Here is a 13,237-nt window from a genome sequence, read left to right as displayed (position 1 = left end):
TGACCCCTGCGTATTCATTTATTTTTTTATAAAAAGGTTACACATTGCCTGAAAAGTCAGTCCTACCAGGAATTTAACGTATCTTACTTAACATCTCTATAATCTAAAAAAAACAGGCACAGAATAAATTCTGGCCTGTTTTTGGTTTATTCTGAATGAAATTGTTGCTTAAATTAACATTGGTATTAACGTCCACCGTTACGGAACCGCTGCGTATATGCCTTGGCATCCTGCACATTCTTCACGCGGTTACGGCTCCATTCAAGCAGAATTCGGTCGATATAGCGAAAATGCACTTTACCAGCAAAGACCGCTTCCTTCAATGCCATGAGAATCAGTTCCTCCTGATAGCGATCCTGATCCAGCCAGCCGGATATCGTCTCGCATTCCATCGGGGAAAGCGGGCGGCCAAATTCTTTTTCAAAAATAGAGAACATATTTCGTTCTTCCTCTTCTTTTTGAACACTGTTCGAATCCGGGCGCAATGCATTACTGTCCAGCTGCTGCTTACGAGCAACGGCCATATCCTCTGCTGTACATCCTGCTAGTTTGGCATATAATCCATGCAGATCATACCGTTCATATTGAATGTCACGCTCTTCATCCCGATGCTCGTCAATGTGAATGTACCCGTCTCTCATAAGACGCTGCAGCATTCTGGCGATACCTTCAGGAGCAAGACCCATACGGGTTGCAAGCTCTTCAAGCGTTGGAAACTCATTGAATTCAACTTGCCGGAATCCAAACAATTGAATCAGCAGAAGCACCTCTGCGTCACTTAACCCCAGCTGATGATAATAGCGCAATAAAGCATATGGGAGCTGCGCTGTCCCTGATGCCATACCGTAAGCTGCTCCGTTCAACCAGGCTTTGGAGCCGGTTTCTTCCATGGACTCGCGGTTAAGCATTAAGGGTACAGACGATAGAGCATACGTGGGAATGCAATTGTTTCACGTACGTGATCCAATCCACAGATCCATGCTACCGTCCGCTCCAATCCCAGACCGAAGCCGGAGTGAGGAACCGATCCGTATTTACGTAAGTCCAGATACCACTGATATGCCTCTTCCGACAACTGATGCTCATCAAAGCGCTGCTGCATCAGTTCCGGATCATCAATACGCTGGGAACCGCCAATGATCTCTCCGTATCCTTCTGGTGCGATCATATCTGCACAGAGGACCACTTCAGGACGATTCGGATCAGGTTTCATGTAGAATGCCTTGATTCCAGCCGGATAATGGGTAATAAAGACCGGTGTTTCGTATTTCTCGGCAATCGCCGTTTCGTGTGGAGCACCAAAGTCTTCTCCCCAAGGAATATCGAAGCCTTGTCCATTCAGGAATTCAATGGCTTCATCATACGTAATGCGCGGGAATGGAGCTACAATTTTTTCAAGCTTGGACACATCACGTCCGATGGACTCCAGTTCAGCACGGCAGTTTTTCAGAACCGTTTGAACCACGTGAGCAATAAACTTCTCTTGCACTCGCAGGCTTTCCTCGTGATCCACAAACGCCATTTCCGGCTCAATCATCCAGAACTCGATCAGGTGACGACGTGTTTTGGATTTTTCGGCACGGAACGTAGGACCGAAGGAGTACACTTTGCCCAGCGCCATTGCTGCAGCTTCCATATACAACTGTCCACTTTGTGTCAGATAGGCATCTTCATCAAAGTATTTGATATGGAACAAGTTCGTTGTTCCTTCCGCAGATGAAGGTGTAAGAATCGGAGGATCAACCTGTGTGAATCCGTTACCATCAAAGAACTGCTGAACAGCGCGGATGATCTCCGCACGAATAACCATAATCGCACGTTGTTTTGTCGAACGCAGCCACAGATGGCGATGATCCATCAGGAAGTCTACCCCATGCTCTTTCGGAGTAATTGGATAGTTTTCAGTAAGATGAATAATGTCCACGCCAGTAACCGTCATCTCATAACCGGATGCACTACGTGGTTCTTCACGGATAATTCCCGTTACATACAATGAACTTTCTTGAGTCAAGCTCTTCGCAGCATTCCAGATATCTTCGCTGACTTCACTTTTAACGACTACCCCTTGAATATATCCGGTTCCATCACGCAGTTGCAAAAATTGAATTTTGCCGCTGGAACGTTTGTTGTTAATCCAGGCGCCGATCTTAACAGTCTCGCCCACATGCTCACTCACATTACGAATTACGCAATCCGTACTCATGCATATATCTCTCCTTGGAATCCTGAATTTGAAAATGCAGCGGGCAGGCTATATGCCTGTCCCCTGCACTTCCTTGTCATGCTATATTCACTTTACAATTAGATTACAGAGAATTCAATACGATTCGGTGTGTATCTCTTGCAATCACCAATTCTTCGTTCGTGGGAACTACGAGAACGTCCACTTTGGAATTGGCTGTTGTGATGCGGCGTGGTTCTCCAGAGCGAATTGCATTCAGCGCTTCATCCAGTTCAACACCCAGATACGTGAGTTGCTCACATACTTTTTGGCGAAGAACAACAGAGTTTTCACCTACACCAGCCGTAAATACGATCACGTCTACACCGTTCATTGCTGCTGCATAAGAACCGATGTATTTACGCAGACGGTATTCGTACATCTCGAATGCAAGCGTGGAGTTAGCATCGCCAGCCTCCATACCTTCCGTGATTTCACGCATGTCGCTGCTGATGCCGGAGATTGCAAGAAGTCCACTATGTTTGTTCAACATGGAGTTTACTTCGCTCACGCTCAGTTCTTCCTTGTTCATGACATAAGGTACAATGGCCGGATCTAGGTCACCACTACGTGTTCCCATCATCAATCCTTCGAGTGGAGTCATGCCCATGGACGTGTCCACGGATACGCCGCCTTGTACAGCCGTTACGCTACCACCATTACCAACGTGGCATGTGATGATCTTCAGATCTTCCAATGGACGATCGAGATATTCAGCTGCTGCCTTGCTTACGTAATCATGGGAAGTACCATGTGCTCCATAACGACGCACTTTATACTTTTTGTAAAGCACACGTGGAATGGCATACAGATATGCTTTTTCCGGCATCGTTTGATGGAAAGCCGTATCAAAGACCATTACCTGTGGTACGCCTGGCATGTTGGATTCAGCCGCACGAATACCCATCATTGCTGCAGGGTTATGCAGTGGAGCCAGATCGAACAGACGGCGAATTTCTGCTTTGGAAGCATCATCAACCAACGCCGATTCCTTAAATGCTTCACCACCATGCACTACACGATGTCCAACAGCCTGAATTTCATCAACAGAACCAAGCACACCGTTTTCTTTGTCTGTCAGGATGTCAATAACTTTACGAATCGCTGTAGTATGTTCAAGAATTTCGCTAACTTCCGTAACATCCTCACGGCCCGTTGGTTTATGAGTCAGAATGGAAGAATCCATCCCGATCCGCTCTACCAGACCTTTTGCCAATACGGATTCATCCGTCATGTTATACAATTGATATTTGAGCGAGGAACTCCCCGCATTAATTACGAGTACTTTCACAGCCGGTCACCATCCTTGTCGTACTTGAAGAATCCTTCGCCTGTTTTGACACCCAGGTGTCCTGCACGCACCATTTTCTTCAGGACTGTGGAAGGACGATATTTCAATTCACCGAATTCACGGAACATTCTTTCGAGTGCAGCTTCTACCGAATCCAATCCGAAACGGTCTGCCATCTCAAGCGGTCCGTGCTGGAAATTGTATCCGATACGCATAGCGTCATCTATATCTTCAGCGGAAGCGACACCTTCCTGCAGTACATGCAGCGCTTCGTTGATCAGAAGACAGATCAGTCTGGACGTCACAAATCCAGGTGATTCATAGATCATAACGCCTTTTTTGTCCGCAACTTCTTCCACAAAACGTCTCGTTTCTGCAAAAGTGCTATCGGATGTTTTCAGACCACGAATAATCTCTACAAGATCAACCCGGGAAACCGGGTGAATAAAGTGCATACCAATAACACGCTCTGGGTATTTGGTTGAGCTTGCAAGCTCAGTCAAACTCAGCGTGGATGTATTACTTGCAAGAATTACGTTGCTTGGGCAAACTTGGTCCAGTTGACTGAATACCGCTTTTTTCGCTTCCAGATCTTCAGAAATAGTCTCAATGACCATATCGCAAGTTCCGAGTTCAGCCAGATGAGCAACTTTGGTAATACGGGAGAGAATCAATTTCTTCTCAGCCTTTGTAATCGCCCATTTCTCCAGTTGTTTATCGAGGTTGGTCTCAATCATGTTATATGCATGATCCAGCTTCTCCGTTGTGTGTTCCACCAGAAGCACATCAAGTCCTTTGGCTGCAAGCATCTGGGAAATACCTTGCCCCATCGTGCCGCCGCCGACAACTCCTATCTTTTTGAAAAACATGGTTCTGCTCCATCCTTTCGGTTCTCTATTTCTCTATTGTACCCTGTTCGCCGAAAATTACAAATTTCGACCCAACATATAATAATATCTTAGCACGACTGAAATGTAAAAAAAAATAACCGACATAAATAAATTATGCCGGTAGAAGGGCGCTGTCACGAAATTGACAACGAAATTGATCGCCAGACAATACTTCTTCCCTGAGCAATGTGTCGAGGGAATTGTCGAAAATTGTCCGCTGTTCTTCAAGCAATCGTTTGGTCTGTTCCATCAGGTCTTGCAGGATCAATTTGTTCTCCCGCATTAATTCTTCCGTAGTGACCATATCCATGTTAACAATGCCCAACGTTGTGAGCCCGGAAGCCATCATCGTCTGTACCACATTCGTTGCCTGCTCAAAGTCATTGCGTGATCCTGTACTGCGTCCACCGTAATACATTTCCTCCGCTGCTGCACCTCCAAGGGCAATCATGATTTGCTCTTCAAGGAAGCGCTTCGTGTACAGAAATTGCTCTTGTTGCGGGTTATGACGTACATATCCCAGGGCCTGTCCACGAGGGCTGAGTGCAACCTGACTCACACTGCCAGGACGAACCAGTTCAGCCATGATGGCATGTCCCAATTCATGGATAGCGACTCTTTTCTTCTCTTCCACGCTGGATTCGCGGTCTGTCTTCTCACCCATCATTACCTTATCAATTGCAAGGGACAGATGACGCTGTTCAATGTTAGGCAGCCCGTCTCTCATGGCGTAAATTGCGGCTTCGTTCATCACACTTTCCAGCTGTGCTCCAGAGAAACCATAGGATTCTTCTGCTGTCTTCTCAAGGCTGACCCCTTCCAGAAGAGGTTTATTGACTGCATGCAGCTCCAGTATGTGTTGTCTGCCTTTCTTATCCGGCAAGTCTACCTGAATATGACGGTCAAAACGACCTGGACGTGTCAACGCGCTGTCCAGCATTTCTTTTCTGTTCGTAGCGGCGATCACAAGTATGCGCGGTGTGTCGGAAGAGTATATGCCATCCATCTCCGTCAACAGCTGATTCAGCGTCTGATCATATTCACGCTGTTGTCCACCTTCCCGTTTTCCACCAATCACATCAATTTCATCGATAAATATAATGGCATTTTCCTTATTTTCTTTAGCGGCACGTGTTCTTGCATCACGGAACAAATCCCGTATTCTGCCTGCACCTACACCAACATACATCTCAACAAACTCACTGCCTGATGCAGCTACAAAAACAGAGTCGGTATAATGAGCAGCAGCTTTGGCCATCAAGGTTTTACCAGTTCCTGGAGGGCCAGTAAGCAGGATACCTTTCAAAGGACGAATACCAAACTTCTGAATTTCTTCATGTCGAATGAGAAAATCAAGCGCTTCCCGCAGTTCCTGCTTGGCACTCTCCTGACCACCGATTTCTTCAAAAGTCAGCTTGGACGGTCCTTTTTTCTTGCGTTTACGTTCCTGACCTGCGCCCACCGTAATTCCACCACGCATTTGCATCATGAGCAGCAGAGCACCCACAAGCATTGCAGCGATCAGAATGGGAATCATGTTTACACCGATAAAAGCAAGAAAGATAATCAATACGGGTACAAATCCAATGACAATTTCTTTCGTCCATTTAGGCATTAGGCCACACTCCTATCTGACCGGGCACACGCGGCAGAATAATAAACTTGCTGGCATCTCCATCTCTGAGACTGACATATACATTATTGTCATCCATGGCTGTATTTACCTTGATTCCATTCGTAGCCATTTTAGACAAGGTCGGTGTAATCTCGGTGTATTGCTTGTTCTCCATCGCTTGAGCTACGGTAAACATCGCGCTTCCCCACCAGCTTTCTAACGCTTCGTTCGAATGATCCACGACATCCAGCTTCAACGAACGAGTGCCAATCAAGGTCTGTCCTTCTTTGTGAATATATTGTACCAATCTGCCCAGATCAACATCCGGCTGCAGATCAAGTTTCAACTGTACATCATTGCGGTTAATAGTTAATTGAACATCATTGACTCCATCGTACTGGGTAACCATCTTTTCAATTGGGCTTTGCACAGCCACATGACGATACACAAACCAACCTCCAAACAACACAACGGCTGAAATGACGGCAGTCAGAGCAATAGGCAATACTTTTATCTTCAAGTGAGTTACCCCTCCTAAATTTTGGCCCATCCTGTAACTTGTAGGCAAGAATATGAATATGTGTACATAATGTCCTGTGATGTGCCTAACAGGATTTATTTGTGTATGATGTATCCTTGAATACATATTTGAGTATATCACATCGTATATACAATATCTAAGGCGAAAATATGAATTTTAACTATTCAAATCCAAAATGATCAACAAAGTACGTCAAAAAACCGGTCAGTCGGGTTTCCGTCTGCCGGTTCTTTAATCTATTCTTTTCAGACCATAGCAGGTCTGCCAATTCTAGCTGTTCGGGATCGTATAGACCAGGTCCACCTGTTCCCCGTTACTGAAACGGTAAAACCGATAATAGTTGTGAGTATCATCGTTATAATACACTTGCCATACATAGATTCCATTGACAACGCCTGGCATGATTCGTTTGATCTCTCCACCGGGAACTTCAGAGCTGAACCGATTTCGTATCTGAGCTTCAGACATGCCATTCTTCAACAGTTCACTGTGCACCGCATTGGCTCCCGTCACCGGTTTGTTATTCTCATCAAACTTGATCCATACCATGACATCCTGGTTATCCTTATTTTTGCCGATCAGGGTCCAGTATATGTTGTCTCCGCCGTCTTTCTGTCCCCAGACATACTTACGCAGCTCTTCGTGGGACGTAATCCCCAGCTGTTTCTGAGCCGCCTGTATGGCCAACGCCTCTTCCTTGCGCTGATCCTGGGTAACATAGACATAATAACGCTGAAGTCCAAACAGAATCAGAACCAGGAGCAGCAGCGAAATCCATATCCACTTCTTTTTTTTCTTCAAAAGCCGAACTTCCTTTCCCTATGACGCTGCTGTCCTTGTAATTAACGGGCCAGCAAACTGTCAAATGCCAGTTGAGACTCACGCAGAATGCGCTCTTCATCCATCGTAAGACATTCGCCATGTTTAACCACCTGATTACCATCCACCCACACATGCTCCACATCTTTGGCTGAAGCCGAGTAGACCGTATGGGAAATCAGGTCCGTATGCGGATAGAAATGGGCCTGCTCGATGTTCAACGCGATGAAGTCAGCCTTCATGCCAACTTGCAGAGCGCCTGTATTGTTCAGGAATATAGATTTGGCCCCATATGAAGTTCCAAGCAGAAGTGCTTCCCCTGCCGGCACTGCAGTAGGGTCACCGGACACCCCTTTGTGAATCAAGGCAGCCAGTCTCATTTCTTCAAACATGTCAAGATTGTTGTTACTTGCTGGTCCGTCTGTTCCCAGGGACACGGTTACGCCAGCTTTCAACAGATCAGGCACACGTGCAACACCCGAAGCCAATTTCAGGTTACTGCCTGGATTGTGGGACACTGCTACATCATGCTTTGCGAGAATCTCGATCTCTTCATCATTCAGATGTACCGCATGTGCAACCAGAGATGGACGGGAGAAAAATCCTAGTTTCTCCAGATGGGCAACCGGACGCAGTCCGTAATCAGCCACGTTCTGCTCCACTTCGCGAAGCGTTTCAGACATATGCGTATGCAAAGGCAGATTCAGGTCATGAGCAACCTGTACCAGCTTCTCTATGTAATCCGGAGGGCAAGTGTAAGGTGCGTGTGGAGAGATTACGGTTGTAATTCTTCCGTCTGCTTGTCCATTCCATTGACGAGCAAATGCGGCGGACTCTTCCAGCTTGCGCAGTTGTTCTTCTTCTGAGCAAAGTCCGATGACCCCACGTGCCAGAGCAGCCCGAACGCCGGATTGTTCCACCACTTTCGCAACCTGATCCATATGATCATACATATCCAGGAAAGCTGTTGTTCCACCTTTCAACATTTCAAGCACGGATAGGGATGTACCCCAATAAACGTCTTCAGACGTCATTTTGGCTTCCATGGGCCACATTTTCTCCTGCAACCATACTTGTAACGCCAGATCGTCTCCATGGCCTCTCAGAAGCGACATGGCCGCATGACCATGCGTATTGATCAGACCCGGCAAGAAGAACAGTCCTTTTCCGTCCACCTTTGTCAGACTTTCGTCTCCTTCCGGCAATGTCTCACCAATATGCACAATCTTGTCATTCTCTACAACCATAAAGCCTTGAACCACGTTCCAATTCGCGCCTTCACTCACGGCAAATTTGCCGTTGTGAATTACCCATCTATTTGTCGTCATCTTCCTCGTCGTCCTTTCCATTCTCCAAGTAATAAGCCAGACTAAGCAAATCCGTCGTAAAATCGGCATGGTGAATGCGAATATGCGGCGGGGTCTTCAGGATGGTTGGCGCAAAGTTAAGAATTGCTTCAATTCCTGACTCAATCAGCTGATCCGCAACATTTTGGGCTTCCGTATCCGGAACCGTGATGATACCGATGCGTATGTTATCCTTTTTGACCGAATCCGTTAATTCATTCATCGGCTGCACCGTCAAACTGTTGATTTGACTCCCAATCTTCGGACCATAGGCATCAAATACAGCGACAATCTTCATGTTGTCTTTGAGGTAAGCATTGTAATTGGACAAGGCATGTCCCAAATTACCAGCTCCGACAAGAGCCACATTGATCTGCTGGTCTATTTTTAAAATATGGCGAATTTTCTCGATGAGATATGAAACGTCATACCCGATTCCTTTACGACCAAAGTCACCGAAGTAAGCCAAGTCTTTACGAATCTGGGCCGGATTCAAATCCAACCTCAGTCCAAGTTCTTGTGAAGAAACCGTATTGACTTCGCGCTGATGCAGTTCATTCAAATAACGCAAGTAAACAGGCAATCTGCGCACCACGGCTTCCGAAATTTTATCTGATTTCATTCAATTGCTCCCCCTTACCAAAGCCACGATAGATAGATGAAAAGATGAGCACCCTGTCTAAAACGATGCAACATGATTTCTGAATTAAACAGGATGCTCCTTGTTATATAATGGATAATTGCTTTATTCGCCTTACTCGCATATCCATGAAACGAATACATGATATTACTCAATTTTACAGCCAATCAGTGGCGTCATGCAATAATGGAAGCTACAAAGCGTATCTGTTATTGTTGCTCTTCAGTGGGTCTCTCGAGCCATTCCGAAATGCGTGGAACCATCTGCTCAGTGAGCATGTGCTCCATTTTGGGACCAGGTAATGAGTATAAAAAGTACTTGCCATAATACGCTTCAATAACGCGTGTATCGTATACAATTACAATGCCTCTGTCTTTGCCTGTACGAACCAGTCTGCCAAATCCCTGTTTGAAGCGGATGACAGCTTGTGGTACGGACAGCTTCATAAACGGGTTTTTCTTCTGCTGCTGCAAAAGCTCGCTCTTCGCTTCGACCAATGGATGATTCGGTGGCTGGAATGGCAGTCTGACAATCGCAAGACAGGTCAGAGCCTCTCCTGGAATGTCCACCCCTTCCCAGAAGCTGCTTGTGCCAAGAAGCACCGTTGCTTTCGCATCTTGGAAGCGGCGTGTAAGCTTGGAACGGCTGCCGCTGTCCACCCCTTGCCCCAGCAAAGATATTTCATTGCCTGACAAAGCCTCTTTGAGCGGGTCATAGACCTGGCGCAGCATGCGGTAGGAGGTGAACAACACCATCATGCGTCCACGAGTCGCAATAGCCGTTTCCGCGAGCGAGTGTACGAGCATATCCACAAAGTGGGCATCGCCTACACTGCCCTTCACGCTTGGGAAATCACGCGGAATGACGAGCAGAGCCTGATCGCGATAATTGAACGGTGACGGCAGCATGGACGTCAACAGACGGTTATTTTCGGCAGCTTCCTGCAAGCCCAACTGTTCGATCATGAATTGAAATGACTTGTCAACGGAGAGCGTAGCCGATGTAAGCACAACGCTTTTCTTTTTATCAAAGAACATATCCTTCAATTGGGCACTGACATCGACAGGAACAGCATAGAGCTGCAGTGATTTGCTGCGGAACTGGCCGCTGGCCTCCATCCAGTACACGGTGTTGGCATCATCCATCCGCATGAAGAAACGCAGGTTATCCTTGATCGTTGCCAAATCCTTCAGCAGACCTGAGATATCCGTAATCAGACTATCGGACTGATAATCGTCCTGATCTTCTTTCACTTCAAGCAGCAGCTTGTCGCCTTTACGAATCAAATCGCCTAGAGTGACATAAATTTGGTTTTCAGCATCCTGCAATTCCTGCCATTTGGCTGGTTTTTGCGAAGGCTTCAGTCTAAGAGAAAATTGTCCTGTCTCCCCTGGAGAAGCATCGCTGCGTTCAGGCAGGAGGCCGAACAAGGTATCGCTTAGTCGATCCCACATCTCCTTGACTTCGACAGCAAGCGGGAACATCTGATCAATCATGGAGCCCCACTGTACCGAATTTTCATGTCCCGACAATTGAGAACGAAGCATCGGCAGTTGGCCATTACGGCTATCTTTAAACAGTCGGGTCAGTGTATGAACCAACGTAAAGTATTTCATATGAAGACCAAGGTGTTTACCTGCTACGTCCTCCAGATGATGTGCTTCATCGATGACGAGACTTTCGTAGGCCGGCAGCAGCTGATGTGCTGCTTTGACATCCGTAAATAATTTCGAGTGATTCGTAATGACGATATCGGACAGCCCGGCTTCATGTTTGGCACGATGATAGAAACATTTGCGGAACCAAGGACAGGAACGTCCAAGACAGGATTCAGACTCGCTCTGTACCGTCTCCCAGAAGTCTCCTCCGCGCCCGCTTAGATTCAGTTCCTCGTCGTCTCCAGTCTCCGTCTGGGTAAGCCAGACAATCATCTGAGCCGCTGTAAAATAATCCTCTTTCGGTGTAGCAAATTCACGTTTATTGATTTTATGCTCAAACTTACGCAGACACAGATAGTGCCCACGTCCTTTGAACACTGCTGCCTTGAACGGGAACGGAACCACTTGGGTCAGCATAGGAATATCCCGCTCTCTCAATTGCTCCTGCAGGTTGATGGTATGTGTGCTGACCATGACTTTCTGTTCCTGTTTCACACTTTCATAGATGGCAGGCAGCAAATAACCAAGTGATTTGCCCGTACCTGTCCCAGCTTCGATCAAGAGATGTTTCTCTTCATCCAAAGCTTGTCGTACACTGCTGAACATCTGAGTTTGCGCCTCACGCTCCTCATAATGGTCCAGCGTCTCCTTCAGGTTATCTCTAACCTGATCCATAAACTGCTCAAAACTTACGCCTTCCAGCGGATTACCTTCTCGCTCATCGCGTGGTGAGCCTATATCGGTCCAGTCACTCACGTTCAAGGCAAGCTGGCGGTAATACGTATGACCATCCAGATCCTGAATCGGCTCTGCTTCCTTCTCAGTACGCATTCCGTCGAAGAACCAACCCAAGTCACTGTCTTCCGGTGCAAACAGGTCACTCAGGCGCTGAATCGTGATCAGAGGCAATGCACGCAGCTCATCTAGACACTTCAGTAATACAAAAGCTGTGGCAAGTGCATCACTGTCTGCCTGATGAGGGCGGTCATGCTGAAATCCGAATTCTGAAGACACATAACCGAGTTGGTAAGAGCCCAGTGACGGGAACGAAATCTTCAGGAAATCAATCGTATCCAGAATCCGTCCGGTAAATGGCAAATAACCGCATCGATCAAGTGCATTTTGAAGAAAATGAAAATCAAAAGCAACATTGTGTCCAACAAGAACCACATCGTCAAGCAGCGGAACCATCTCCATCATCATCTCTTCCAATGAGGGAGCATCCGCCACATCTTCATCGGTAATACCGGTTAACCCCGTAATAAACGGGGGAATCGGTACACCTGGGTTCACATAAGAACTATATATTTGAGTTATGCTGTAGTCATGATCTATGATGGCAAGTCCGGCCTGTATTATCTCACCGTCGGACTGCGTGCCGGTTGTTTCGAAATCCAATACGGCAAATTTCATTGCAATGTACGGTCCCTTCCATTCCAGTCTATGTTACAGCATAGCAAAAAAAAGGGCATTTGAAAATTAACTGACAAAAAAGGCGGTGTCCCCGCCGCTATGCCAGAGGAGGGAACACCGTCTTTTTGCCGCCGAATAGCCTTTAATTTAAGGCAGTCAGCTGATTTGCATATTGCAATTTTCCGCTGTTTAAACGACAGGCTTCCATGTTATACAGCGGTTCGGTCAACGTGGGGTCATACTGAAGCGCCTGAGCAAATAGTGAACATGCACCTTCAGGGTTCGCAAGCTTGGCCTCGATACAGCCCAGGACGTTACACACCAGCCCCTTCAATCTCGGCGAACCATTCAGATGCATGATCCGCTGCAAGTGTATTCCTGCTTCCTCGGTTTGTTCCAGGTTAAGATGAGCAAGAGCCAGGTAAAAACGAGTTAATGCACTTTCTGGATAGTCGGTCACAACCCTGGAAAATTGCATAATCGCCTGCGGGTACATTTGCAGTTTGAAATATCCCTGACCGCGACTGAAACACTCCAGATGCAGTTCCGGCAGAGCGGTAACAGCTTCCTGTTCAGGTTCGAGGGTAGCGGGCTTATCCAGCTCCCTTTCCCTTACCTGGCTCATTTTTTCTTCAAACATCAGCCACTCATCAATCATCCCGTCACTCATCCGCTTCAGAAAATTCCACTTTTGCAGCAATTCCTGTTTGTTTAGGCCTTCAGCAGAAGGGTAGCGCTTGATAATTTCATCTAACATGTCGTTCATTTCTGCGAAAACATGCTGGAACATCGATGCATCCCCA

Annotated in this window: 11 protein-coding genes; all 11 read right to left on the bottom strand. The window is 46.8% G+C overall.

The window, feature by feature from the left end; translation table 11 throughout:
- Positions 1–185 precede the first annotated feature (185 nt).
- Positions 186–890: a DnaD domain-containing protein gene (locus tag HW560_RS17685; protein ID WP_090902502.1), complete on the bottom strand. Its 705-nt coding sequence runs from the start codon at positions 888–890 to the stop codon at positions 186–188.
- Positions 891–907: 17 nt separating this feature from the next.
- Complete coding sequence (gene asnS, locus HW560_RS17680) at positions 908–2,203, bottom strand: asparagine--tRNA ligase (RefSeq protein ID WP_090900499.1); 1,296 nt, start codon at positions 2,201–2,203, stop codon at positions 908–910.
- A 103-nt stretch (positions 2,204–2,306) separates the two neighbouring features.
- Positions 2,307–3,512: an acetate/propionate family kinase gene (locus HW560_RS17675; RefSeq protein ID WP_076288965.1), complete on the bottom strand. Its 1,206-nt coding sequence runs from the start codon at positions 3,510–3,512 to the stop codon at positions 2,307–2,309.
- On the bottom strand, positions 3,509–4,381 hold the full coding sequence (locus tag HW560_RS17670) for a 3-hydroxyacyl-CoA dehydrogenase family protein (RefSeq protein WP_063566802.1): 873 nt from the start codon (positions 4,379–4,381) through the stop codon (positions 3,509–3,511). The genes HW560_RS17675 and HW560_RS17670 overlap by 4 nt, the downstream gene beginning before the upstream one ends.
- 133 nt (positions 4,382–4,514) lie before the next feature.
- Complete coding sequence (locus HW560_RS17665) at positions 4,515–6,017, bottom strand: AAA family ATPase (RefSeq protein ID WP_179264059.1); 1,503 nt, start codon at positions 6,015–6,017, stop codon at positions 4,515–4,517.
- Positions 6,010–6,537, bottom strand: a complete 528-nt coding sequence (locus HW560_RS17660) for a hypothetical protein (RefSeq protein ID WP_063566800.1) — start codon at positions 6,535–6,537, stop codon at positions 6,010–6,012. The genes HW560_RS17665 and HW560_RS17660 overlap by 8 nt, the downstream gene beginning before the upstream one ends.
- Positions 6,538–6,828: 291 nt before the next feature.
- Positions 6,829–7,359 (bottom strand): cell wall elongation regulator TseB-like domain-containing protein, encoded by a 531-nt coding sequence (locus tag HW560_RS17655; protein ID WP_179264057.1) that lies wholly within the window; start codon positions 7,357–7,359, stop codon positions 6,829–6,831.
- Between the two features lie 41 nt (positions 7,360–7,400).
- On the bottom strand, positions 7,401–8,705 hold the full coding sequence (locus HW560_RS17650) for an amidohydrolase (RefSeq protein WP_090900508.1): 1,305 nt from the start codon (positions 8,703–8,705) through the stop codon (positions 7,401–7,403).
- Positions 8,692–9,345, bottom strand: coding sequence for a redox-sensing transcriptional repressor Rex (locus tag HW560_RS17645; RefSeq protein ID WP_053780717.1), 654 nt, complete (start codon positions 9,343–9,345; stop codon positions 8,692–8,694). Before HW560_RS17645 ends, HW560_RS17650 begins: the two co-directional genes overlap by 14 nt.
- A 227-nt stretch (positions 9,346–9,572) precedes the next feature.
- Positions 9,573–12,434, bottom strand: a complete 2,862-nt coding sequence (gene dinG / locus HW560_RS17640; RefSeq protein WP_179264055.1) for an ATP-dependent DNA helicase DinG — start codon at positions 12,432–12,434, stop codon at positions 9,573–9,575.
- Positions 12,435–12,576: 142 nt separating this feature from the next.
- Complete coding sequence (locus HW560_RS17635) at positions 12,577–13,224, bottom strand: tetratricopeptide repeat protein (protein ID WP_090900516.1); 648 nt, start codon at positions 13,222–13,224, stop codon at positions 12,577–12,579.
- Positions 13,225–13,237: the final 13 nt, after the last annotated feature.

The organism is Paenibacillus sp. E222, from assembly GCF_013401555.1.
GTDB lineage: Bacteria > Bacillota > Bacilli > Paenibacillales > Paenibacillaceae > Paenibacillus.
Note: the sequence above shows the minus strand (reverse complement) of the source record. Positions and strands in the feature narration are given on the sequence as shown.